Annotated in this window: 21 protein-coding genes, 2 tRNA genes and 3 rRNA genes; 15 read left to right on the top strand and 11 right to left on the bottom strand. The window is 61.7% G+C overall.

The window, feature by feature from the left end:
• Positions 1-131: 131 nt before the first annotated feature.
• From BAMB_RS11425 to BAMB_RS11415, 3 genes are all read right to left on the bottom strand, one after another.
• The gene (locus BAMB_RS11425; protein WP_011657463.1) at positions 132-806 is read right to left on the bottom strand and encodes an energy-coupling factor ABC transporter permease; all 675 of its coding nucleotides are present in this window, start codon (positions 804-806) and stop codon (positions 132-134) included.
• A 75-nt stretch (positions 807-881) separates the two neighbouring features.
• Complete coding sequence (locus BAMB_RS11420; RefSeq protein WP_011657462.1) at positions 882-1,712, bottom strand: LuxR C-terminal-related transcriptional regulator; 831 nt, start codon at positions 1,710-1,712, stop codon at positions 882-884.
• 216 nt (positions 1,713-1,928) lie between these two features.
• Positions 1,929-3,146: a DUF2863 family protein gene (locus tag BAMB_RS11415; RefSeq protein WP_041491222.1), complete on the bottom strand. Its 1,218-nt coding sequence runs from the start codon at positions 3,144-3,146 to the stop codon at positions 1,929-1,931.
• Positions 3,147-3,710: 564 nt separating this feature from the next.
• Here BAMB_RS11415 and BAMB_RS11410 point away from each other — a divergent pair.
• The 7 genes from BAMB_RS11410 (at position 3,711) to BAMB_RS33690 (ending at position 9,899) form a co-directional block, all read left to right on the top strand.
• A 16S ribosomal RNA gene (locus BAMB_RS11410) occupies positions 3,711-5,243 on the top strand.
• 63 nt (positions 5,244-5,306) lie between these two features.
• Positions 5,307-5,383: transfer RNA gene (locus BAMB_RS11405), tRNA-Ile, on the top strand.
• 42 nt (positions 5,384-5,425) lie between these two features.
• Positions 5,426-5,501 (top strand) — tRNA-Ala (locus BAMB_RS11400).
• Between the two features lie 290 nt (positions 5,502-5,791).
• Positions 5,792-8,673 (top strand): 23S ribosomal RNA (locus BAMB_RS11395).
• 130 nt (positions 8,674-8,803) lie between these two features.
• Positions 8,804-8,916, top strand: a 5S ribosomal RNA gene (gene rrf / locus BAMB_RS11390).
• Together the 16S, 23S and 5S rRNA genes with 2 tRNA genes alongside form the textbook arrangement of a ribosomal RNA operon.
• A gap of 217 nt (positions 8,917-9,133) precedes the next feature.
• Positions 9,134-9,538, top strand: a complete 405-nt coding sequence (cueR, locus tag BAMB_RS11385) for a Cu(I)-responsive transcriptional regulator (RefSeq protein WP_011657460.1) — start codon at positions 9,134-9,136, stop codon at positions 9,536-9,538.
• A gap of 214 nt (positions 9,539-9,752) precedes the next feature.
• Positions 9,753-9,899, top strand: a complete 147-nt coding sequence (locus tag BAMB_RS33690; protein WP_006478295.1) for a DUF3563 family protein — start codon at positions 9,753-9,755, stop codon at positions 9,897-9,899.
• Between the two features lie 96 nt (positions 9,900-9,995).
• Here BAMB_RS33690 and BAMB_RS35865 read toward each other — a convergent pair whose 3' ends face one another.
• A complete protein-coding gene (locus BAMB_RS35865) occupies positions 9,996-10,211 on the bottom strand; it encodes a hypothetical protein (RefSeq protein ID WP_175783458.1) in 216 nt (71 codons plus the stop codon).
• Between BAMB_RS35865 and BAMB_RS11380 the strand changes: the two genes are divergently transcribed.
• A complete protein-coding gene (locus tag BAMB_RS11380; RefSeq protein WP_227739478.1) occupies positions 10,107-10,382 on the top strand; it encodes a hypothetical protein in 276 nt (91 codons plus the stop codon). The genes BAMB_RS35865 and BAMB_RS11380 overlap by 105 nt on opposite strands.
• Positions 10,383-10,397: 15 nt before the next feature.
• On the opposite strand, the gene BAMB_RS11375 is transcribed toward BAMB_RS11380, so the two are convergent.
• Complete coding sequence (locus BAMB_RS11375) at positions 10,398-11,243, bottom strand: 23S rRNA (adenine(2030)-N(6))-methyltransferase RlmJ (protein WP_011657458.1); 846 nt, start codon at positions 11,241-11,243, stop codon at positions 10,398-10,400.
• Positions 11,244-11,353: 110 nt separating this feature from the next.
• The gene (locus BAMB_RS11370) at positions 11,354-12,325 is read right to left on the bottom strand and encodes a potassium channel beta subunit family protein (RefSeq protein ID WP_011657457.1); all 972 of its coding nucleotides are present in this window, start codon (positions 12,323-12,325) and stop codon (positions 11,354-11,356) included.
• A gap of 164 nt (positions 12,326-12,489) precedes the next feature.
• Here BAMB_RS11370 and BAMB_RS11365 point away from each other — a divergent pair, with 164 nt between their 5' ends.
• A complete protein-coding gene (locus BAMB_RS11365) occupies positions 12,490-13,278 on the top strand; it encodes a 3-hydroxybutyrate dehydrogenase (RefSeq protein ID WP_011657456.1) in 789 nt (262 codons plus the stop codon).
• 149 nt (positions 13,279-13,427) lie between these two features.
• Here BAMB_RS11365 and BAMB_RS11360 read toward each other — a convergent pair whose 3' ends face one another.
• Positions 13,428-14,627, bottom strand: coding sequence for an amino acid aminotransferase (locus BAMB_RS11360; RefSeq protein WP_011657455.1), 1,200 nt, complete (start codon positions 14,625-14,627; stop codon positions 13,428-13,430).
• Positions 14,628-14,875: 248 nt separating this feature from the next.
• On the opposite strand from BAMB_RS11360, the gene uvrB reads away from it, so the two are divergent.
• From uvrB to BAMB_RS11335, 5 genes are all read left to right on the top strand, one after another.
• Positions 14,876-16,966, top strand: coding sequence for an excinuclease ABC subunit UvrB (uvrB, locus tag BAMB_RS11355; RefSeq protein ID WP_011657454.1), 2,091 nt, complete (start codon positions 14,876-14,878; stop codon positions 16,964-16,966).
• A gap of 219 nt (positions 16,967-17,185) precedes the next feature.
• Positions 17,186-17,737, top strand: a complete 552-nt coding sequence (locus BAMB_RS11350; RefSeq protein ID WP_011657453.1) for an iron transporter — start codon at positions 17,186-17,188, stop codon at positions 17,735-17,737.
• Positions 17,738-17,792: 55 nt separating this feature from the next.
• Entirely contained in the window at positions 17,793-18,125 is a 333-nt protein-coding gene (locus BAMB_RS11345; RefSeq protein ID WP_006760846.1) for a cupredoxin domain-containing protein, read from the top strand.
• A gap of 58 nt (positions 18,126-18,183) precedes the next feature.
• On the top strand, positions 18,184-19,026 hold the full coding sequence (locus BAMB_RS11340; RefSeq protein WP_011657452.1) for an FTR1 family iron permease: 843 nt from the start codon (positions 18,184-18,186) through the stop codon (positions 19,024-19,026).
• Entirely contained in the window at positions 19,023-20,420 is a 1,398-nt protein-coding gene (locus tag BAMB_RS11335; RefSeq protein ID WP_011657451.1) for a 4Fe-4S binding protein, read from the top strand. The genes BAMB_RS11340 and BAMB_RS11335 overlap by 4 nt, the downstream gene beginning before the upstream one ends.
• Before the next feature lie 318 nt (positions 20,421-20,738).
• On the opposite strand, the gene hemP is transcribed toward BAMB_RS11335, so the two are convergent.
• The 3 genes from hemP to BAMB_RS11320 form a co-directional block, all read right to left on the bottom strand.
• A complete protein-coding gene (gene hemP, locus BAMB_RS11330) occupies positions 20,739-20,984 on the bottom strand; it encodes a hemin uptake protein HemP (RefSeq protein WP_006760849.1) in 246 nt (81 codons plus the stop codon).
• Between the two features lie 138 nt (positions 20,985-21,122).
• Complete coding sequence (locus tag BAMB_RS11325) at positions 21,123-21,608, bottom strand: SRPBCC family protein (protein WP_011657450.1); 486 nt, start codon at positions 21,606-21,608, stop codon at positions 21,123-21,125.
• Positions 21,609-21,707: 99 nt separating this feature from the next.
• Entirely contained in the window at positions 21,708-22,580 is an 873-nt protein-coding gene (locus BAMB_RS11320; RefSeq protein WP_011657449.1) for a pirin family protein, read from the bottom strand.
• Positions 22,581-22,702: 122 nt separating this feature from the next.
• Here BAMB_RS11320 and BAMB_RS11315 point away from each other — a divergent pair, with 122 nt between their 5' ends.
• Positions 22,703-23,680, top strand: a complete 978-nt coding sequence (locus BAMB_RS11315; protein WP_011657448.1) for a LysR family transcriptional regulator — start codon at positions 22,703-22,705, stop codon at positions 23,678-23,680.
• Positions 23,681-24,045: 365 nt separating this feature from the next.
• Here BAMB_RS11315 and BAMB_RS11310 read toward each other — a convergent pair whose 3' ends face one another.
• A complete protein-coding gene (locus BAMB_RS11310) occupies positions 24,046-24,474 on the bottom strand; it encodes an ExbD/TolR family protein (protein ID WP_041491221.1) in 429 nt (142 codons plus the stop codon).
• Positions 24,475-24,486: the final 12 nt, after the last annotated feature.

The raw sequence follows: 24,486 nt of genomic DNA, 5'->3' as shown, positions 1-24,486 counted from the left end.
GGTATAGATGCCCGATGAAGAACAGGAGTTCAATCTTAGCGTAAAAAAGTTGGGCGGCAGTAGGTGCCGCACTCTCCCGCGCTGTGCCAAGCGGATCGGTGCGTGTGCCGATCGCATCGGAACCGGCGCACTCAGGCGCGCGGGCCGCCGAGACGATAGCGCCGCACGTCGAACGTCGTGACCCACGCCGGACGATAGACGGCGATGAGCGCGGTGGCCATGCCGGTGAACCACGCTTCGCCGAGCGCGAGCAGCGCGGTATTGAGCAGATAGCCGGCGGGAATCACGACGGGCACGCCGTCCGCGAGCGCGAGCTGGACGCCGGCCGCGGCCGCGGCGACCGCGACGATCGCGATAGCCGGGGACAAGAACCCCTGACCGGTGATGAACGATGCGAGGTTATGCGGGAGCCACGCGATCACGGCGCGCTGCAGCAACGCGGATACGGCCACCGGTAGCGCGCCGTAGATCAGATAGGTGAGGCCGATGCCGTGCCACGGCGCATCGAAGACGATCGCGGCGATGCCCGTGACGGCACCCATCGCGATCAGCGCAAGCGTCCAGTCGAACAGCGTGACGAGCAGCGTCGCGCCGAGCAGGTGCATGACGATGCCGTCCTCGAGCCATGCATTCGAGGCCCACAGAACCGTAATTGCAGTGACGAGCGCGAGCCACACGTGCTGGAGCGTTGCGTCCTGCAAGCGGACGAACGGGCGATTCCAGAGCGCGAGCGCGAGCAGAGCCACGGCGCCGATCCAGCCGCCGATGCCAACCCAGAGCGGAAGCGGTGTGAAAAGAAAACCCATGCGTCCATATTACTCGTTGAGCATCAAAGGTGGGAATCCGCACTTGCTGACCGTCGCAATATCGATACTGTCCGACTAGCGTTCGCGCCGAAACCGTGCCGGCGGTTCGGCCGCGAGCGGCAGGTCCGCGGTGTTTGCGTCCGGCAGCGGATACGGACGGTTCTTCCGTTGCCTGCGCAGCGGAACCGGGCCGCGTTCGCCGATGGTCGGCTTGTCTGCACGCTCACGGTTTGCCAGCAGCACCTCGAGATGCGGCGACAGCCAGCCGTTGTAGATCGCGACGGCCGCGGCCCGGTTTGCCGCGCCAAGCTGCTGGAAGATGCTGGCGAGGTGGATCTTTACGGTGCCTTCGCTGATGCCTAGCGTGCGGGCGATCATCTTGTTGGTGTTGCCCATGTGGACGAAGCGCATGATTTGCGCCTGTCTCGGCGACAGGAGGCGGCTTGCCGGGCGGCGCGGCAGCGATCCGGCGAGCGTCTGGAAATGGGCGTCGTGGCGGGCCGCGGCGGCGGAGGGCAGCAGGCTCAGCGCAATGGGCGGAATGTAGTGGCCGCCCAGCAGCACCATTTCGAGAGCCCGCACGATCAGGTGCGGCCGCATGGAGTGCGGGATCACGCCCGCGACGCCATAGTTGTAAAAGCGCTGGATGGCTTCCGGCGTGGATTCGTCGATCAATACCGCGGCGGGCGTCGGCGAGCAGGCGCTGCAGAGTGCCTGCAGTTCGCTGAGCCGGCCGACGTCCGGCCAGTTGATTGCGACGAGGTCGAAACGCTGGGCGCGCAGCAATCGACGCGCCTGGAAACCGTCGGGCGCATCGTTGATGCTGGCGTGACGGTCGATCTGCCGCAGCAGGGCCTTCAGTCCGTCACGCCGTTCGGCGTCTGAGTTCAACACCAGGAACCGCATATTCAACCTCCGTAAGGTGAGTCATTGATTTGCCGTCGGCATGTCTTGGCGTGGATCCGATCATGACAAAGACCTTACACGATGTCTGCTTGGCTGAAAGGCTTAGGAAAAGTCCGAAATTTTGAGCGGAGGGAAAATGCGGGCGAAAAAAAGCCGCTCCGGCAGGAACCGGGAGCGGCTTGGTCGGGCAGGCTCGACGAGCCTGCGGTGCGCGGATCAGTGAAAGTGCGGCTGGGCCGGCGATGCGTCTTCCGGCATTTCGGCGTGGACGATCTCGCCGAGGGGGTCCGCATAGAGCGGCACGCCGCAGTCGTCGCAGTACTCGGGCTCGAAGCGGCCTGCGTGCCGCCGGACGTCGGTTACGCCGCATTCCTTCAGCAGACTCACGATTTCCTCCATCGGCCCTTCCATCGGCGCTTCGCCTTCGAGCGTCGCGTTGTCGGTCGACACGTCGCCGTTCTCGCGGCCGTACAGAGGCCACACGACGCCATAGATCACGTCGTTGCTGGCACGTCGCGTGAAGCCGACGCGATACTCGTCGATCCGGCGCTCGCCGAAGCCCGCGACCACGGCGCGAAGTTCTTGCGGTGCCGCACCAAGTGTGTCGAAAAGATAACGGATGGCCGTTCGGACCGTGTGCGGACGGATCCTCTCGTCCGCATCGCGGCAGGCCGAGTAGTACGCGTCCGGAAGCAGGCATTCGAACTCGCAGCCGGGGAGGGCGACCGACAGGCTCGGGCCGCCCTGGGCGGTCCACTGCTCGAGACACTGGCCGCGTTCGATCCGGTTGCCGTGCTCTTCTTCCTGCCAGCGGAACAGCGGTGCACCGGCCGGCGCGGCCACCACGGCGAGCAGGAAGCGCGGGTCGGCGAGGATCGGCGAAGTTTCGGGCAGGTCGCCGAAGCTCAGCTTGGCGGCGTGCTGGCCGATTGCTGCATGCGCGAGTTGCTGGACGAGCCGGTAGGTCTCGACGTGGTGGCGCGGCAGCTGGTCGATGCTGTACAGGAACGGGGCCAGTCCGACGAGCGTGCCGCTCGCGAGCACGTGCGCCTGCAGTTGCGTGCGCAGTGCGTCGGCGACATCGCCTTTCAGCGAGCCTGACGGAATCATGTAGCGCGTCCACGCAAGAACGGGGACGGCAACCAGCAGTGCATCGTACGGCTGGCCGTCGTGCTCGATCACCATCGATTCACTGTGCGTCTCGGCCATGTCGGCGAGCGCGCCATAGGCATCGGGGTGGTTCTGCTGCAGATGGTCGAGTGCCGCGTCGAGCGTGGTCTGGTTGCCATTGCGAACGATCTTGGCGAGCAGTGCGTCGAGCTTCGCTTCCCAGAAGCGATCCTCGATGCGGCTGCCCGAGGCGAAGAGCGCAAGCGACAGGCCGACCAGTTTGTCGGCGTCGGGGGGGAGGCGTTTGGCGATTCGCTGGCGCATATTAAATACGTATAGAAAGGGGCGAAGAGCCTCACATTCTAGTCCGTTCTTTGCACCATAAGCGGCCTTGTGCTTCGGCATGGCCGGAAGGCCGTCTCGACGGGGGTGAAGAAAAATCCATCAAACCCCTTGCGCAGTTCGAGGCGGGTGCTTAGAATCACGCCTCTTTCGCGCTAACGGAAACGCGGCGCGGGAGGAAGGGAAGCGGTGCTGACGGGGAAGGTTGTAGAAGCCCCGGCGCACACGAAGTTGAACCCCCGCCGTCGCAGCGAAGCAGTTCAGAAAGTTGTTGACGAGCGAAGAAAGACGGTTCATAATCTCGCTTCTCTGCTGCTGAAAACGCAGCGCTGCCGGGAAACAGAAGGTTTCTCGCAGAAATGCTCTTTAAAAATTAACAGCCGATAAGTGTGGGCGCTTGATGGAAGCGAGCTGATCCTCGGATCAGATAGCGAAAGTATCAAGAGTCTCACACTAAAGTAAGTCAGGTTTATGAAGTGATTCATATTCCTGTCAGCTTTGAGTGAGCGACCGGTTCTTAACCGAACCGAAAACAGTAACAGGTTTAAACTGAAGAGTTTGATCCTGGCTCAGATTGAACGCTGGCGGCATGCCTTACACATGCAAGTCGAACGGCAGCACGGGTGCTTGCACCTGGTGGCGAGTGGCGAACGGGTGAGTAATACATCGGAACATGTCCTGTAGTGGGGGATAGCCCGGCGAAAGCCGGATTAATACCGCATACGATCCATGGATGAAAGCGGGGGACCTTCGGGCCTCGCGCTATAGGGTTGGCCGATGGCTGATTAGCTAGTTGGTGGGGTAAAGGCCTACCAAGGCGACGATCAGTAGCTGGTCTGAGAGGACGACCAGCCACACTGGGACTGAGACACGGCCCAGACTCCTACGGGAGGCAGCAGTGGGGAATTTTGGACAATGGGCGAAAGCCTGATCCAGCAATGCCGCGTGTGTGAAGAAGGCCTTCGGGTTGTAAAGCACTTTTGTCCGGAAAGAAATCCTTGGTTCTAATACAGCCGGGGGATGACGGTACCGGAAGAATAAGCACCGGCTAACTACGTGCCAGCAGCCGCGGTAATACGTAGGGTGCGAGCGTTAATCGGAATTACTGGGCGTAAAGCGTGCGCAGGCGGTTTGTTAAGACCGATGTGAAATCCCCGGGCTCAACCTGGGAACTGCATTGGTGACTGGCAGGCTAGAGTATGGCAGAGGGGGGTAGAATTCCACGTGTAGCAGTGAAATGCGTAGAGATGTGGAGGAATACCGATGGCGAAGGCAGCCCCCTGGGCCAATACTGACGCTCATGCACGAAAGCGTGGGGAGCAAACAGGATTAGATACCCTGGTAGTCCACGCCCTAAACGATGTCAACTAGTTGTTGGGGATTCATTTCCTTAGTAACGTAGCTAACGCGTGAAGTTGACCGCCTGGGGAGTACGGTCGCAAGATTAAAACTCAAAGGAATTGACGGGGACCCGCACAAGCGGTGGATGATGTGGATTAATTCGATGCAACGCGAAAAACCTTACCTACCCTTGACATGGTCGGAATCCCGCTGAGAGGTGGGAGTGCTCGAAAGAGAACCGGCGCACAGGTGCTGCATGGCTGTCGTCAGCTCGTGTCGTGAGATGTTGGGTTAAGTCCCGCAACGAGCGCAACCCTTGTCCTTAGTTGCTACGCAAGAGCACTCTAAGGAGACTGCCGGTGACAAACCGGAGGAAGGTGGGGATGACGTCAAGTCCTCATGGCCCTTATGGGTAGGGCTTCACACGTCATACAATGGTCGGAACAGAGGGTTGCCAACCCGCGAGGGGGAGCTAATCCCAGAAAACCGATCGTAGTCCGGATTGCACTCTGCAACTCGAGTGCATGAAGCTGGAATCGCTAGTAATCGCGGATCAGCATGCCGCGGTGAATACGTTCCCGGGTCTTGTACACACCGCCCGTCACACCATGGGAGTGGGTTTTACCAGAAGTGGCTAGTCTAACCGCAAGGAGGACGGTCACCACGGTAGGATTCATGACTGGGGTGAAGTCGTAACAAGGTAGCCGTATCGGAAGGTGCGGCTGGATCACCTCCTTTCCAGAGCTATCTCGCAAAGTTGAGCGCTCACGCTTATCGGCTGTAAATTAAAGACAGACTCAGGGGTCTGTAGCTCAGTCGGTTAGAGCACCGTCTTGATAAGGCGGGGGTCGTTGGTTCGAATCCAACCAGACCCACCATTGTCTTGTCTGCGGTAGGTACCTGAGGAAATCTGTACTCATGGGGGCATAGCTCAGCTGGGAGAGCACCTGCTTTGCAAGCAGGGGGTCGTCGGTTCGATCCCGTCTGCCTCCACCAATCCTCAATGACAAGTGTTCGACGTCGTCGAATCTTTGTCATTGGCGATTGAGCCAGTCAGAGTGATATCAACAGATATCGGCTGTCGTTCTTTAACAATCTGGAAGAAGTAAGTAATTTGGATAGCGGAAGCGTCTTGAGATGGACGTGAAAACTATCCGGGTTGTGATTGTATCGATGTATCTCAAGATGATTCGAACTCTATGTTTGACTCAATTGGAATACGGCACAACGCGAGAACTCAACCTGTAGCGACTGTCGCGTCGAAAGATGAGACAGACTCGTTATAGGGTCAAGCGAACAAGTGCATGTGGTGGATGCCTTGGCGATCACAGGCGATGAAGGACGCGGTAGCCTGCGAAAAGCTACGGGGAGCTGGCAAACGAGCTTTGATCCGTAGATGTCCGAATGGGGAAACCCACTCCTTTTGGAGTATCCATGGCTGAATACATAGGCCATGTGAAGCGAACGCGGTGAACTGAAACATCTAAGTAACCGCAGGAAAAGAAATCAACCGAGATTCCCAAAGTAGTGGCGAGCGAAATGGGATGAGCCTTGTACTCTTTATTTGTATTGTTAGCCGAACGCTCTGGAAAGTGCGGCCATAGCAGGTGATAGCCCTGTAGGCGAAAACAGTATGAAAGAACTAAGTGTACGACAAGTAGGGCGGGACACGTGAAATCCTGTCTGAAGATGGGGGGACCATCCTCCAAGGCTAAATACTCGTGATCGACCGATAGTGAACCAGTACCGTGAGGGAAAGGCGAAAAGAACCCCGGGAGGGGAGTGAAATAGATCCTGAAACCGCATGCATACAAACAGTCGGAGCCTCGTAAGGGGTGACGGCGTACCTTTTGTATAATGGGTCAGCGACTTACGTTCAGTAGCAAGCTTAACCGTATAGGGCAGGCGTAGCGAAAGCGAGTCCGAATAGGGCGTTCAGTTGCTGGGCATAGACCCGAAACCAAGTGATCTATCCATGGCCAGGATGAAGGTGCGGTAACACGTACTGGAGGTCCGAACCCACTAACGTTGAAAAGTTAGGGGATGAGCTGTGGATAGGGGTGAAAGGCTAAACAAACTTGGAAATAGCTGGTTCTCTCCGAAAACTATTTAGGTAGTGCCTCGTGTCTCACCTTCGGGGGTAGAGCACTGTCATGGTTGGGGGGTCTATTGCAGATTACCCCGCCATAGCAAACTCCGAATACCGAAGAGTGCAATCACGGGAGACAGACATCGGGTGCTAACGTCCGGTGTCAAGAGGGAAACAACCCAGACCGCCAGCTAAGGTCCCCAAATATAGCTAAGTGGGAAACGAAGTGGGAAGGCTAAAACAGTCAGGAGGTTGGCTTAGAAGCAGCCACCCTTTAAAGAAAGCGTAATAGCTCACTGATCGAGTCGTCCTGCGCGGAAGATGTAACGGGGCTAAGCTATATACCGAAGCTGCGGATGCGAGCTATGCTCGCATGGTAGGAGAGCGTTCCGTAAGCCTGCGAAGGTGCGTTGAAAAGCGTGCTGGAGGTATCGGAAGTGCGAATGCTGACATGAGTAGCGATAAAGGGGGTGAAAGGCCCCCTCGCCGTAAGCCCAAGGTTTCCTACGCAACGTTCATCGGCGTAGGGTGAGTCGGCCCCTAAGGCGAGGCAGAAATGCGTAGCTGATGGGAAGCAGGTCAATATTCCTGCACCATTGTTAGATGCGATGGGGGGACGGATCGCGGAAGGTTGTCCGGGTGTTGGAAGTCCCGGTCGCTGCATTGGAGAAGGCACTTAGGCAAATCCGGGTGCGTAATTCAAGGGTGTGGCGCGAGCTCCTTAGGGAGCGAAGCAATTGGAAGTGGTTCCAAGAAAAGCCTCTAAGCTTCAGTCTAATGATGACCGTACCGCAAACCGACACAGGTGGGCGAGATGAGTATTCTAAGGCGCTTGAGAGAACTCGGGAGAAGGAACTCGGCAAATTGGTACCGTAACTTCGGGATAAGGTACGCCCTTGTAGCTTGATGCGCCTGCGCGCAGAGGGTGAAGGGGTTGCAATAAACTGGTGGCTGCGACTGTTTAATAAAAACACAGCACTCTGCAAACACGAAAGTGGACGTATAGGGTGTGACGCCTGCCCGGTGCCGGAAGATTAAATGATGGGGTGCAAGCTCTTGATTGAAGTCCCGGTAAACGGCGGCCGTAACTATAACGGTCCTAAGGTAGCGAAATTCCTTGTCGGGTAAGTTCCGACCTGCACGAATGGCGTAACGATGGCCACACTGTCTCCTCCCGAGACTCAGCGAAGTTGAAGTGTTTGTGATGATGCAATCTACCCGCGGCTAGACGGAAAGACCCCATGAACCTTTACTGTAGCTTTGCATTGGACTTTGAACCGATCTGTGTAGGATAGGTGGGAGGCTATGAAACCGGAACGCTAGTTTCGGTGGAGCCGTCCTTGAAATACCACCCTGGTTTGTTTGAGGTTCTAACCTTGGCCCGTGATCCGGGTCGGGGACAGTGCATGGTAGGCAGTTTGACTGGGGCGGTCTCCTCCCAAAGCGTAACGGAGGAGTACGAAGGTACGCTAGGTACGGTCGGAAATCGTGCTGATAGTGCAATGGCATAAGCGTGCTTAACTGCGAGACCGACAAGTCGAGCAGGTGCGAAAGCAGGTCATAGTGATCCGGTGGTTCTGTATGGAAGGGCCATCGCTCAACGGATAAAAGGTACTCTGGGGATAACAGGCTGATACCGCCCAAGAGTTCATATCGACGGCGGTGTTTGGCACCTCGATGTCGGCTCATCTCATCCTGGGGCTGTAGCCGGTCCCAAGGGTATGGCTGTTCGCCATTTAAAGAGGTACGTGAGCTGGGTTTAAAACGTCGTGAGACAGTTTGGTCCCTATCTGCCGTGGGCGTTGGATATTTGAAGGGGGCTGCTCCTAGTACGAGAGGACCGGAGTGGACGAACCTCTGGTGTACCGGTTGTCACGCCAGTGGCATCGCCGGGTAGCTATGTTCGGAAGAGATAACCGCTGAAAGCATCTAAGCGGGAAACTCGCCTTAAGATGAGATATCCCTGGGGACTAGATCCCCTTGAAGGGTCGTTCGAGACCAGGACGTTGATAGGTCAGGTGTGTAAGCGCAGTAATGCGTTCAGCTAACTGATACTAATTGCCCGTAAGGCTTGATCCTATAACAAGTCTGTTTCGCGCTGACAGAGCGCGTCGGACCGGTTGGATTCTCGTGTGTGATACACACAACCCAAAATTACTGCTTCTTCCCGGATTGGTCGCGTTGCGAAGCAGCGCGACAACCCTCTTTGCCTGATGACCATAGCGAGTCGGTCCCACCCCTTCCCATCCCGAACAGGACCGTGAAACGACTCTACGCCGATGATAGTGCGGATTCCCGTGTGAAAGTAGGTAATCGTCAGGCTCCCCAAGCCAAGAACCCCCGCCCAAAAGGCGGGGGTTTTTGCATTGGCGCGGCGGAAAGGGCCAAGGCAGCACGACAAGGATCTCATCGCCGTTGATCCTGCCGTCATCGCCCACGCCGGAACGAAATCACGCGATTTGATACGATCGAAGTGTCGTCGGCCGCTTCGTGCGTCGACGTTCGTGTTCGACCAGAGCTTGATGGAGAGGGGCAGGGAATGAATATCGGCGACGCGTCGCGCGAATCCGGCGTCAGCGCAAAAATGATCCGGTACTACGAACAGGTCGGCCTCCTTGCGCCGAGCAAGCGTAGCGACGCCGGATACCGGATCTACGGTTCGGATGAACTCCATATCCTGCGTTTCATCCGCCAGGCGCGGCGGCTCGGCTTTCTCGTCGAGGATATCCGCAAATTGCTGATGCTCTGGCGAGACCGCTCCCGCGCCAGCGCGGAAGTGAAGTCGATCGCCCTCGAACACGTGGCCGAACTCGACAAGCGGATCGCGGAATTGAGCGACATGCGCAATACGCTCGCCGATCTCGCCGCGCACTGCCATGGTGACGGACGCCCGGAATGCCCGATCTTGGCGCGTCTTGCCGACCCCGTCGGTGAACCAGATTAGTGCACGCCCTCCAGGGCGAAGAGGAGCCTCAATTCAATATCCTTATAAATCAATGTGTTGACGAAGATGGTTCACGAACCATTCCGAATTGGAATGGTTTTCATGCAAGCATTTCACTAGCATCTTGGTGCGACATCGCTATAATTCGGGATAACCCTTACGGGAAATCCCCGAATCTCGAATTCGCCAGGGTTCCCCTTCCTTGGAGAAAGTCATGATCGCCTACATCGTCGAAAAGCTGAGCAACTGGTTCGAATCCGCAGAGCGCGAGCGCCGTGAGGCTTACCTCGCTACGTCGTCGGATATCGTCCAGCTCGAGAGCCGCATCCGTTCGCTCGAAACCAACGGCTACTCGCTGTAAGCGGAGTACCGTCAGGTGCCGTGTGGCACCGAGCGAAAAAGCAAGCCCCGTATTGACGGGGCTTTGTTTTTTTGTGCGCCGGATCTGGCGAAATCGTCAGCGTGGCGCTATGGTATGCACCTGCTTTTCCATAGGAAGATTACGACCATGCGCTTGCGTCTCGATGTGCGTCACGCTTCCGGTGCGCGTCTCGTTCTGGGCGCTGCGGTGCTCGTTCACGGCATCGCGGCGGGTGCGGCGACTTCGTCCAAGCCGCTGATTCTCGATACGCAACGCGGGATCCAGGATGGCCAGGGCGGCCTTGTGTTGCAAACGGCGCCGTTATCGTCCGAGCCGATTGTCGAACCCGCGGGCATGCGAACGCCGGCCGGGCAGGGACCGAATTCGTCGGTCCCGTTGTTCGTCGCGCCGTATATCAATGTGCCGGGCTGGGGTGCGTCGCGTGCGAATCAGCCGAGGCCCGCCCCGAGACTGCAACCGTAACGGCCCGCCGCCCGCTCAGTTCCCGCGGTGCTCGATCTCGCATCGGGCGCCGCTGTCCTGTCCCAGACGTTCGACGAGATAGGGCAGCGCTTCGTTCATGCTCTGTGCGAGCGTGTACGGCGGATTCAGGATGAACATTCCGCTGCCGTAAAGTCCTAGGCCATCTGCCGGCGGATTCGATACCGTCAACGTCAGGTGCAGCCAGTTGTTCGGCTGCAGGCGCTTGAGCTGTTCAGGAAAACGCTGCGACTCCACCCGCGCAACCTGCGGATACCAGATCGCGTAACACCCGGTGGCGAAACGCTTCAGGCATTCCGTTACGCAGGTCACCGTGCGCGCGTAATCTTTCTTGTCCTCATAGGACGGATCGATCAGCACCAGCGCGCGTCGCGGCGGCGGCGGCAGCAGCGCCTTGATCCCTTCGAAGCCGTCACCGGCGTAAATCATCGCGCGTCGCCCGGCATCGCGGAAGTTGTGACGCAGCACGTCGATTTCCGTCGTATGCATCTCGAACAGGCGCATCCGGTCCTGCTCGCGCATCGCGCGCCATGCAAGATACGGCGAGCCCGGATAGTAGTGCAGCTCGCCGTCATCGTTCAGCGCGCGCACCTCGTCGATGTAATCGCCGAGCGCCTCCGGCAGATTCTTGTCGTTCCACAGCGGGCCGATGCCGGTGTCGAATTCCCCCGTCTTGGCCGCATAACCCTCGCGCAGCGAATACACGCCGGCGCCTGCGTGCGTGTCGATGTACCAGTACGACTTGTCTTTCTTGTTCAGGTAGCGTAGCAGTTGGACGACGACGGCGTGCTTGAGCACGTCCGCGTGGTTGCCTGCGTGAAAACCGTGACGATAACTGAGCATGGCTGGCTGCCTGAAACGAAGGATGAATCGATGAAAACGGACGATCGCGCGCGGCCGTCGGGCCGCGTCCACTGCGGCCGCGTATTGTACGCGAGTGGACGTGACTCGCCTTACTCGTATGCGTCGCCGACGGCCTCCTCGATGCGTTGCCTGACCTCCGGCGTCAGCTTGGCGGCGACGTCGAGCGCGCGCATGTTGTCGCCGATCTGCTCGATCCGGGAGGCGCCCGTAATGACCGAACTCACGCGCGGATTCGCGAGTACCCACGCGATCGCGAGCTGGGCGGTGCTGCAACCGAGTTCGGCCGCGATTCCGCCGAGCCGTTCGACCACATCGTTGCTGGTCGGGTCCGTCAGCCGATCGCGGAGCCAATCGTAGCCCTGCAGTTCCGCGCGGCTGCCCGGCGGTACGCCATTACGGTACTTGCCGGTGAGCAGCCCCGATGCAAGCGGGCTCCAGGTCGTCAGGCCGAGGCCGTAGTCGTCGTAGAGCCGCGCGTATTCGCGTTCGACCCGGGTACGGTGGAACAGGTTGTACTGCGGCTGCTCGACGACCGGTTTGTGCAGATGGTGCCGCTCGGCAATTTCATACGCCGCGCGGATCTCGTCGGCACTCCATTCGGACGTGCCCCAGTACAGCGCCTTGCCGCGCACGATCATGTCGCTCATCGCCCACACCGTTTCCTCGATCGGCGTGTTCGGATCCGGGCGATGGCAGTAGACGAGGTCGACATAGTCGAGCTGCAGCCGGCGCAGCGAGCCGTCGATCGCGTTCAGCAGATATTTCCGGTTCAGCGTGTGGTACTGATTCGGCGCTTCCGCGAGCCCCCAGAAGAACTTCGTCGACACGAGATAGCTGATGCGCGGCCAGCCGAGCGACTTGAGCGCCTGGCCCATGATTTCCTCGGATTTGCCGCCCGCGTAGACCTCGGCGTTGTCGAAGAAATTGACGCCCGCATCGCGGGCCGCCGCGAGGCATTCGCGGGCGGCCCGGTGATCGACCTGGTTGCCGTAGGTGACCCACGAGCCGAGCGAAAGCTCGCTGATCTGGAGGCCGGAGCGGCCTAGCCGTCGATAGTGCATGAAAATCTCCCGCGACTCGGAACCGACCTTAAGCTTAGACGTTTTGCGCGCGAACGGCGGGGCCGATCGTGCACAATAGCGGCTGGCCCGCCGGCACGAGCCCGCGACGAAAGCGGATGCGGCGGGGGCGCGCTTTTTCGATCCGATAACGGAAGGAGACGGACATGGCAGCAGATCTGAGCGGCAAGACCGCAGTCGTCACGGGCGCCGCAAGCGGCATCGGCAAGGAAATCGCACTGGAGCTCGCCAAGGCGGGTGCGGCCGTCGCGATCGCCGACCTGAACCAGGACGGCGCGAACGCGGTTGCCGACGAGATCAACAAGGCAGGCGGCAAGGCGATCGGCGTCGCGATGGACGTGACCAACGAGGAGGCCGTGAACAGCGGCATCGACAAGGTCGCCGAAGCGTTCGGCTCGGTCGACATCCTCGTGTCGAACGCCGGCATCCAGATCGTCAATCCGATCGAGAACTACGCGTTCTCCGACTGGAAGAAGATGCAGGCGATCCACGTCGACGGCGCATTCCTGACGACGAAGGCCGCGCTCAAGCACATGTACAAGGATGATCGCGGCGGCGTCGTGATCTACATGGGCTCGGTGCATTCGCACGAAGCGTCGCCGCTGAAGTCGGCCTACGTGACGGCCAAGCATGGGCTGCTGGGCCTCGCGCGCGTGCTGGCGAAGGAAGGCGCGAAGCACAACGTGCGCTCGCACGTCGTGTGTCCGGGTTTCGTGCGCACGCCGTTGGTCGACAAGCAGATTCCGGAGCAGGCGAAGGAGCTCGGCGTCAGCGAAGAGGAAGTGATCAAGAAGGTGATGCTCGGCAACACGGTCGACGGGGTGTTCACGACGGTGCAGGACGTCGCGCAGACGGTGCTGTTCCTGTCGGCGTTCCCGAGCGCCGCGCTCACGGGGCAGTCGGTCGTCGTCAGCCACGGCTGGTTCATGAAGTAACGGAGTCCGGCACGGGCAGTCGCCACGCGTACCGTTCGTGGCGAGCCCTCGCCGGCAATGCACGAAGCCATAAAAAAACGCGCTCCGGAGAGCGCGTTTTTTGTTTCGGCGGGGCGGGCCGGTGACGGCTGCCGCCCGCGGATGCCGACTTACTTCAGGACTGCTGCGACTGCATTGGCGACCGCGTCGAGGTTGCGCGTGTTCAGCGCTGCCACGCAGATGCGGCCCGTGCCGACTGCATAGATGCCGAACTCTTCGCGCAGGCGATCGACTTGCGCCGAGGTCAGGCCCGAATACGAGAACATCCCGCGCTGCGCGTTGATGAAGCTGAAGTCGCGATCCACGCCGCTCGCCTTCAGGCGCTCGACGAGGCCATTGCGCATCGCACGGATGCGGTCGCGCATTTCGCCGAGTTCCTGCACCCATGCAGCGTGCAGTTCCGGCGACGCGAGCACGGCCGCGACGACGGCGCCGCCATGGGTCGGCGGGTTCGAGTAGTTCGTGCGGATCACGCGCTTCAGTTGCGACAGCACGCGCGTCGCTTCTTCCTTGCTCGACGTGATGATCGACAGCGCGCCGACGCGCTCGCCGTACAGCGAGAACGACTTCGAGAACGACGACGACACGAATGCATTCAGGTCGGCCGCGGCAAACAGGCGCACCGCCGCTGCATCTGCCTCGATGTTCTCGCCGAAGCCCTGGTAGGCCATGTCGAGGAACGGCACGAGGTTGCGCGCCTTGACGACGTCGACGACCTGCTGCCATTGCGCTTCGGTCAGGTCCACGCCGGTCGGGTTGTGGCAGCACGCGTGCAGCACGACGATCGTGCCTGCCGCATAGCCGTTCAGCGCCGACAGCATGCCGTCGAAGTTCACGCCGTTGGTGGCGGCGTCGTAGTACGGATACGCGACGACTTCGAAGCCGGCGGCTTCGAACAGCGCGCGGTGGTTTTCCCAGCTCGGATCGCTGATCGCGACCTTCGCGTTCGGGTTCACGGTGCGCAGGAAATCGGCGCCGATCTTCAGCGCGCCCGTGCCGCCCAGAGCCTGCGCGGTGACCACGCGGCCTGCGGCGATCAGCGGCGAATCGTTGCCGAGCAGCAGCTTCTGCACCGCTGCGTCGTAGGCGGCGATCCCGTCGATCGGCAGGTAGCCGCGCGGCAGGCCGGCGTCGACACGCGCCTTTTCCGCTTCGCGAACGGCGCGCAGCAGCGGAATCTTGCCTTCTTCGTTCGTGTACACACCGACGCCGAGGTTGACCTTGGTCGGACGCGCATCGGCGTTGAAGGCTTCGTTCAGGCCCAGGATCGGGTCGCGGGGAGCAAGCTGGACAGCGGAGAAGAGCGACATGATGATTCGGCAGTTGTGAAAAGAGGGTCAGGCTTTCAGCCGGCGGGGCGGGCGCAGCGGACCGCGCGCCAACGGGCACGGCGCCGGAAAGCGCAGCAGCCTGACATTGTAGCGAATTCACGCTGCCGGAGGCGGCGATCGCGCGGCGAATTGCGATTTCGGCCGGTGCCGCGCGTCAGGAGCCGTCAGCGGTCCGCGACGCCGCGAAGCGCTAGAATAGTCTTTTGCCCTCGCTCCGGCCGCACTCCATGTCCGAACATCACGCCGAAGTCGGCGACGCGCTCGACGAATCGAAATTCGTGACCTTCGAAGGGTCGCCATTTCAGCTATACCAGCCGTATCCGCCCGCAGGCGACCAGCCGACCGCGATCGAAACGCTCGTTGAAGGTGTCGGCGACGGCCTCGCATTCCAGACGCTGCTCGGCGTGACGGGGTCGGGCAAGACCTTCACGATGGCGAACACGATCGCGCGGCTCGGCCGCCCGGCGATCGTATTCGCGCCGAACAAGACGCTCGCGGCGCAGCTCTACGCGGAGTTCCGCGAGTTCTTCCCGCGCAACGCGGTCGAGTATTTCGTCTCGTACTACGACTATTACCAGCCGGAAGCGTACGTGCCGCAGCGCGACCTGTTCATCGAGAAGGACTCGTCGATCAACGAGCATATCGAGCAGATGCGGCTGTCGGCGACGAAGAGCCTGATGGAGCGCCGCGACGTGGTGATCGTCGCGACGGTGTCGGCAATCTACGGTATCGGCAACCCGTCCGAGTACCACAAGATGATCCTGACGCTGCGCGCCGGTGACAAGCTCGGCCAGCGCGACGTGATCGCGCGATTGATCGCGATGCAGTACTCGCGCAACGATCAGGACTTCCAGCGCGGCACGTTCCGCGTGCGCGGCGACACGATCGACATCTTCCCGGCCGAGCATGCGGAGATGGCCGTGCGCGTCGAGCTGTTCGACGACGAGGTCGAGACGCTGCAGCTGTTCGACCCGCTGACGGGCCGCGTGCGGCAGAAGATTCCGCGCTTCACGGTGTATCCGTCGTCGCACTACGTGACGCCGCGCGACACCGTGATGCGTGCGGTCGAGACGATCAAGGAGGAATTGCGCGAGCGCCTCGAGTTCTTCCACCGCGACGGCAAGCTCGTCGAGGCGCAGCGCCTCGAGCAGCGCACGCGCTTCGATCTCGAGATGCTGCAGGAACTCGGCTTCTGCAAGGGCATCGAGAACTACTCGCGGCATTTTTCGGGCGCCGCGCCCGGCGAGCCGCCGCCGACGCTCGTCGACTACCTGCCGCCCGACGCGCTGATGCTGCTCGACGAATCGCACGTGCTGATCGGCCAGCTGAACGGCATGTACAACGGCGACCGCGCGCGCAAGGAGAATCTCGTCAACTACGGATTCCGGTTGCCGTCGGCGCTGGACAACCGGCCGCTCAAGTTCCCGGAGTTCGAACGCAAGATGCGCCAGGTGGTGTTCGTGTCGGCTACGCCTGCCGACTACGAGAAGCGCGTGACGGGGCAGATCGCCGAGCAGGTGGTGCGGCCGACGGGCCTCGTCGATCCGGAAATCGAAGTGCGCCCGGCCAGCTCGCAGGTCGACGACGTGCTGACCGAGATCAACGCGCGCGTGAACGCCGGCGAGCGCGTGCTGATCACCGTGCTGACGAAGCGGATGGCCGAGCAGCTCACCGAGTTTCTCGCCGACCACGGCGTCAAGGTGCGCTACCTGCACAGCGACATCGACACGGTGGAGCGGGTCGAGATCATCCGCGACCTGCGACTCGGCACGTTCGACGTGCTGGTCGGGATCAACCTGCTGCGCGAAGGCCTGGACATTCCGGAAGTGTCGCTCGTCGCGATTCTGGACGCGGACAAGGAAGGCTTCCTGCGCGCCGAGCGCTCGCTGATCCAGACGATCGGCCGCGCGGCGCGCAACGTGAACGGCAAGGCGATCCTCTACGCCGACACGATGACCGAATCGATGAAGCGCGCGATCGGCGAGACCGAGCGGCGCCGTGCGAAGCAGATCGCGCACAACGAGAAGATGGGCATCACGCCGCGCGGCGTCGTGAAGCGCATCAAGGACATCATCGACGGCGTCTACAACGCCGACGACGCACGCGCCGAGCTGAAGGAAGCGCAGCAACGCGCGAAGTTCGAGGACATGTCGGAAAAGCAGATCGCGAAAGAAATCAAGCGACTCGAAAAGCAGATGGCCGACTACGCGAAGAACCTCGAGTTCGAAAAGGCCGCGGCCACCCGCGACCAGCTGGCGCTGCTACGCGAACGCGTGTTCGGCGCGAATGTGGGCGACCACGTCAACGGCGGCCGGTAAATCTTTCCAAACGTCACTGAAACCTCCCGGTAACTCGGCTGTAAGCCTTGTCGCATCAGGGGTTTACCGGGGGTCTCGTTTGTTCCGGCGCCGGTTCGGTGCTACACTTCGCAAGTATTGAGAATAGTTCGCATTAACGTTCTTCATTGCGTTAGTGTTTCCGGCGAGCCGTCCAGGAGGGCGGTTGGCAGCGTGTCAGACAAATAACAAGGAGTGTCCATGTTGGGTTCTTCGTTCATCCGCACGTCGGTTGCGGTAGCGGCGGCGCTGGCCGCGATGTCGGCCTCGGCGGCCGAATATCCGATCGGCAAGCAGCAGATCCAGGGCGGCATGGAAATCGGCGCGGTGTACCTGCAGCCGATCACGATGGATCCGGAAGGGATGATGCGCAAGGCGTCGGATTCGGACATCCACCTCGAGGCGGACATCCATGCGGTCAAGAACAACCCGACGGGTTTCGCGGAAGGCGACTGGATGCCGTACCTGCAGGTCACGTACAAGCTGACGAAGCAGGGTGACACGAAGTGGAAGGCCGAAGGCGACCTGATGGGCATGGTCGCGAGCGACGGCCCGCACTATGGCGACAACGTGAAGCTGGCCGGCCCGGGCAAGTACCACCTGACGATGATCGTCAAGCCGCCGATGCAGTCGGGCCACATGGCGTTCGGCCGTCACGTCGACAAGGAAACCGGTGTGGGTCCGTGGTTCAAGCCCGTCACCCTCGAATACGACTTCCCGTTCGCCGGCATCGGCAAGAAGGGCGGGTACTGATCGGTGGCATCACGGACGGCGCGCTTCGGCGCGCCGTCAGCGTAGAGAACCCAGAATGAAATTTCCCCAGAAAATCGTCGCCGCGGCCGCCGCGCTGTGGCTCGCCGGCGCGGCGCATGCCGCCGATCTGCCGACGTTCAAGCTCGAGATGACGGACGGCAAGCTGAACCCCGCCCGCATCGAAGTGCCGGCCGGTCAGCGCTTCAAGATCGAGATCAGGAATACCGGCAAGGGCGCCGCCGAATTCGAGAGCGTGCAGTTGCGCAAGGAGAAGGTGCTCGCGCCGGGCGCCGATTCGTTCGTGGTTGTCGCCCCGCTGTCGCCGGGCGAGTACAAGTTTTTCGACGATTTCCACCAGCAGGCACAGGGCGTGATCGTCGCGAAGTAATGCGTTTTATCTGCGTACGGGCGCACGAATGCCGCGCCCCGCACGTCAGGAGGATTCAATGGGTCAGATCTTGTTCATCGTCTGGCGGGAGAGCGTCGAAGCGCTGCTCGTCGTCGGCATCCTCTATGCATGGCTGAAGAACGGCGACGACGACGCGCGCCGCGGCTTGCCCTTTCTGTGGACGGGTGTGGCGGTCGGCCTGCTGATGGCCATCGGTCTCGGCGCCGCACTCGTCGGCTTCACCGAAGTGCTGTCCGGCGACGCACAGGACTATTTCCAGACCGCGATGGTGCTGATCGCCTGCGTGCTGATCGTGCAGATGGTGTTGTGGATGCGCCGGCACGGCCGCACGCTGAAGCGCGACATGGAGCAGTCGCTGCAGCAGAGCACGCGCGATTCGAACTGGTGGGGCGTTGCCGTGCTGGTCGCGCTCGCGATCGCCCGCGAAGGCAGCGAGACGGTGATCTTCCTGTACGGCCTCGGTTTCGGCCAGTCGGGGCACGTGGACGCCAGCCAGATGCTCGCGGTCGTGATCGGCCTCGGCCTCGCGTTCCTCACGTTCTATCTGCTGCAGCTCGGCGGCAAGTACTTCTCGTGGCGGCATTTCTTCCGCGTGACCGAAGTGATGCTGTTGTTCCTCGGCGCGGGCCTGTTCCAGACCGGCGTCGACAAGCTGATCGACAAGGAAATCCTGCCGCTCGGCATCTCGCAGCTGTGGGACACGTCCGCGATCCTCGATGATTCCGGCACGTTCGGTTCGCTCGTCGCGACGCTGACCGGTTATCGCGCGCATCCGGCACTGACCAACCTGGTCGCCTATGCGGTGTACTGGGCGGTCGTCTGGCTGCTGATGAAGCGCGCGAGCCGCCGCCCGGCCGTCACAGCGGGCCGCACGGCATGAGCATTGCCGCCGCAGCCAAGCCGGGCTGGCTCGCACAGGCCGGCCAGTGGATGCAGCGCCACGGCGCTGTGATCCGCGGCATCCAGTGGGTCGTCGTCGCCGTCTATGCATTCCTGATCATCGTGCCGGCGGTGTTGCCGCTGCCGGACGATTCCGCGCACCTGTGGAACAACCTCACGCTGATCGCGCAGTTCGTGTTCTGGGGCATCTGGTGGCCGTTCGTGCTGCTGTCGATGGTGATGCTCGGCCGCGTCTGGTGCGGCGTGCTGTGCCCGGAAGGCGCGCTCACCGAATACGCGAGCCGGTTCGGCCGCGGCGGCGCGATTCCGCGCTGGATGCGGTGGGGCGGCTGGCCGTTCGTCGCGTTCGGGCTCACGACGATCTATGGGCAGATGGTCAGCGTGTACCAGTACCCGCTCGCCGTGCTGTTCGTGCTCGGCGGCTCGACCGTCGGCGCGATCGTGATCGGGCTGCTGTACGGCCGCGAGAAGCGCGTGTGGTGCAAGTACCTGTGCCCGGTCAACGGCGTGTTCGGATTGCTGTCGCGGCTCGCGCCGATGCGCTACAAGGTCGACGAGGATGCGTGGCGCCGCTCGTACAAGAACGGCGAGCACGGACATCGCGTGATTCCGATCAACTGCGCGCCGCTCGTGCCGTTGCGCAACATGAAGGGCGCCGCCGCGTGCCACATGTGCGGTCGCTGCAGCGGGCACCGCGATGCGATCGAACTGTCGTGGCGCTCGCCGTCCGACGAGGTCGTGAATCTCGGCGCGCAACAGGCGAACCCGTGGGACACGGCGCTGATCCTGTACGGCCTGCTCGGCGTCGCGATCGGCGCGTTCCACTGGACCGTGAGCCCGTGGTTCGTGCAGATCAAGCAATTCCTCGCGGGCTGGCTTATCGACCGCGACATCACGTGGCCGCTCGAGACCAACGCACCGTGGTTCCTGCTCACGCATTACCCGGATCGCAACGACGTGTTCTCGTGGCTCGACGGCGGTCTGGTCGTTAGCTATATCGTCGGCACGGGGCTCGTGTACGGCACCGCGCTGCTCGTGCTGCTGGCCGGCGCGACGCTGATGCTCGGCCGTTTCGATCGCGTGCGTCTTCATCATCTCGCGCAGGCGCTGATCCCGATCGCGGGTGCGGGCGTGTTTCTCGGGCTGTCGGCGACGACATTGTCGCTGCTGCGTGCCGAGCATGTGCCGCTCGGCTGGGCGACCGACGTGCGCATCGCGATTCTGATTTGCGCGAACGCGTGGAGCGCGTGGCTGGCCTGGAAGGTGACGGGGCGCTATGCGGCGTGGCCGCGCCGGCTGGCTGCATTCGCGTGGTTCGCGGCCGGCCTGGCCGTGATCGACAGCGCGTGGTGGTTGATGTTCTGGGGTTTCTGATGCGGGATTGAAGGCCTGGCGGCCACGCGCCGGAGTAGCAGGCGAGGTGTCCGCCGCCGGGCTCCGGAGTCTGCTGAAACCAGCAGCGCCGATAGCCGCGATGCCTTTTTTTTGTCTGCGGACGCCCAAACAAAAAGCGACACGTCTTTCGACGTGTCGCTTTTTTCTTCCATGTGTGAGAACCAAAAAAGTGGCTTGGCTTGCTGCAACGGCTGCTTGAGTGTATTTGCACGAAGGGGTCTAGATCTCGCGTGCAAGCCGTTACGCTGGCTACTGCCCAACACCTCTCAGGGAGGTGGTCCCCACAATACTCTGTCGTTACTTCGTCAGGATCAGTTTGCCGAGCCGCGTGGCACGCAACTGATAAGTCTCTCCGTTATGCGCGATGCTGATGTGGCTGTGACCTTGCAGCAGCGCATCGCTGCTGAGGGTCCGTGTGCCGGCATCGCGGCTTCCGGCGGGTTTCGCCGGCGTCGTGACCGCTGCCGTCTTCTGACGGTTGCCGCTTGCGGTGCCGGTCGTGCGGCGCAAGGTCAGCGTGGTCGGGCGCGTGGTGTCGGTCATTCGGTTGATCGGTAACAGTCGATGCGATGGAATGAATTCTAAATGATAACTATTCCCATTTACAAAAACTCTTTATCGATCGATGCAACAACCCCGATAGCGTGAGTCAAAGAGGCGGCCCGCAGGCCGCCGCCGCAATCAGTGGAGCGGATCGGGGTCCTTGCGACCTTGTGCGTATTCGCGGATCAGGCGCACCGTGTCGATGTCCGACGTGCGATACGCTTCCTTGACGATACCGTGCGTGTGACGCGCTTCCTCGCTGTCGTCCGTGACGGTCAGTGTCGTGCGGTATTCGAAGCGCAGGAACAGCTCGTGGTCGTCGTCGCGCTCCTCGATCGTCATCGTCAGCGAGCCGCCGATTTCACCGCCGGCCGCATGGATGTCGTAGCGCACTTGCTGGTTCGGGATGAACGTCACGCGATCGCGCACGATCGCATGCCCGTAGTGCAGCTCGCGTTCGAGCGTCGTGTCCGTTCGTTCGAGGACGACACAGCTGTCGAGACCGATCAGGAACAGCTGCGGCTGTTCGGCGCGCAGCACGAGGCCTTCCCAGAGCTGGTCGCGGGTCAGGGACGGCACGGCCGGATCGTCGGAGTTGATCTGGATCAGATGTTCGAAGTTCAAGGGGACGGATTCCTTCTGGTGGCGGGCAGCCACATGGATCAAGAAGTTATTGTGACGCAAAACAAGCGGTTTCGCGGCAGCTGCGGCCCCGATTGCACGTCACGCTTCGATGCGGCCCATGCGGCCCGTCTGGTAGTCGACGACGGCCTGCCGGATCTCTTCCTCGGTATTCATCACGAACGGGCCATAGCGGACGATCGGCTCGTTGAGCGGCACGCCGCCGATCAGCAGCAGGTCGAGCGGCGTATCGCCGGCTTCGAACGTCACCGCGTCGCCATCGTCACCGTAGACGACCATCTGCCGTGCGTCGACGAGCTGCCTGTCGGGCCCGTAGCGGCCCGCTCCGTCGAGCGGGTACGCGAACACGCGATAACCTGGCGGCACCGGCTGCGTGACCGTTGCACCCGGTTGCAGCGTGAAATGCTGGTACAGGATCGGCGTGCGCGTCTCGATCGCGGCACGCACACCGAACGCTTCGCCGGCAATCACGCGGACCCGCGCACGACCGTCCGGCGACGTGGCGCTGGGGATGCGGTCGGCCGGGATTTCCTGGTAGCGCGGTGCGATCAGCTTGTCGCGGCGCGGCAGGTTCACCCACAGCTGGAAGCCGTGCGAGCGGCCGCCCGCCTGCGCGAATTCGGGGTCCGGCATTTCGCTGTGCACGACCCCCGCGCCGGCCGTCATCCACTGCACGTCGCCGGGCCCGAGCGTGCCGGCATGGCCGGCCGAGTCGCGATGGCGAAAGCGGCCGTCGAGCACGTAGGTCACCGTCTCGAAGCCGCGATGCGGATGGTCCGGCGCGCCCTTGGCTTCGCCGGGCGCATAGTCGACGGGGCCCATTTCATCGAGCAACAGGAACGGATCGAAATCCATCAGCAGTCGGGTCGGGAACGGGCGGTGAACCACGAAGCCGCCGCCTTCGGTGGTGCGAAGCGCGGGGTAGGTGCGGTCAAGCGAGCGAGCGGTCGTCATGCAGAAGCCCTCGAAATCATCGGAATAGCGTTATTTTTGAAACATAGCGCTATTATATTGGGCGTTTTGCGGTCCGATTTGCGGCGGTTCGCAATGGATTGTTCTGAAATTGGAACGATGAAATGAACATCGATGCACACAACCTGAACGACCTGATGTACTTTTCGCAGGTCGTCGAACACGGCGGGTTCTCGGCTGCGGAGCGCGTGCTGGGTATCTCGAAATCGCGCCTGTCGCGGCGCCTGACGGAACTCGAAGCGGCGCTCGGCGTGCGGCTGCTGCAGCGTTCGACGCGCAAGCTCGCGCTGACCGAGGCGGGGGAGCTGTTCTACCAGCATTGTCAGGCGATGCTCGCCGAAGCCCAGGCCGCGATGAACGCCGTGCAGCAGTTGCGCTCGTCGCCGCGCGGCTCGGTGCGCGTGAGCGTCCCGGTCACGCTGTCGCAGACGATGCTGTCGCGCATCCTGCCCGAATTCCTGCACCGCTATCCCGAGGTGAAGGTGCACATTCGGGTGACGAACCGCGTGATCGACCTGTTCGAGGATTCGGTCGATGTCGCGTTGCGCGTGCGCTCGGAGCCGCCGCAGAACGCGAACATCGTCGTGCGGCCATTGTGGCGGACCGAGCAGATGCTGGTCGGCGCGCCGAGCCTGCTGAGCCAGAATGCGCCGCCGCTCGTGCCGGACGATCTGGCGCGCTTCGAGACGCTCGATACGCCGAGCGTCGACGGACGGCACGTGTTCAACCTGATCGCGCCGGACGGCACGCGTCACTTGCACGAGCACGATCCGAGGCTCGTGACGGCGGACCTGATGACGATCCGCGAGGCCGTGCTCGACGGCCTCGGCATCGCGGCGCTGCCGGAGATGATGTACGGCAATGCATTGCGCGCCGGACAGTTGTCGCCCGTGATGCCGGGCTGGACGCTGCCGGTGCCGCAACTCTATGCGGCGTTCGTGTCGCGGCAGGGGATGCCGCCCGCGGTCCGCGCGTTCGTCGACTATTTGGTCGAGAAGCTCGATCACGGCGATTACAAGCAGCCGAGCTGCCCGGAGCGCGACAAGAAGGAAGCCGCGGCGGCCGATGTTTCGTCCACCTGAATGCAAACTGCGCGTCGTGGCAAATTTGTTTTGTCATTGAAGTGCCGCCGGCAATCGCAAGTTTCAATCGCAGGGGCCTTGAATGCGTTCGCGCGCGGGCCTATATTGAAATCCCATTTCGCGAAGGAAGTTCTGAGCGGAATCAGGTGGCCGCATATATTGCGAGCCAGATAGGGCAGAACGCGCAGTCCGTGCAGACCACGGTAGCCGCATTGCGTTGCTCGAGGCGCAACCGATACCGCCGAAGAGCCCGCCGCCCGAAGGCGCCCGCGTGCGCATGAAAAAAGGCCTTCATCTGGCGATGAAGGCCTTTTACTTTGTGGGGCCGGTCAGGTGCCGCCGCCGACCCGCCAAACGCGCGTGCGTTACTTCGCCTTCGCGCTCGGCTCGGTCACGAAGCCGAGCTTCGTCAGGCCGCCGGCCTGTGCATCGGACATCACTTCCGCCACACGCTCATAGGCAACCTTGCGATCGGCGCGCAGGTGCAACTCCGGTTGCGGCTGATGCTGTGCCGCTTCCGCGATGTGTGCCTGCAGCTGCTCGCGCGTGACCGTCTGGTCGTTCCACAGGATCGTGCCGTTGCCCTGGATCGCGACGTCGACCGTTTGCGGCTTTTCGTCGACGGGCTGGCTGCTCGCGTGCGGCAAGTCGATCTTCACCGCGTGCTGCATCGCCGGGATCGTCACGAGGAAGATGATCAGGAGTACGAGCATGACGTCGACGAGCGGCGTCATGTTGATCTCGCTCATCACGCCATCGTCGTCGTCATCGCTGAAGCCGGTGTTCATTGCCATGGTTCACCTCGT

It is taken from the genome of Burkholderia ambifaria AMMD (assembly GCF_000203915.1).
In the GTDB taxonomy this organism is placed as follows: domain Bacteria; phylum Pseudomonadota; class Gammaproteobacteria; order Burkholderiales; family Burkholderiaceae; genus Burkholderia; species Burkholderia ambifaria.
This window is presented reverse-complemented; position numbering and strand designations above follow the sequence as displayed.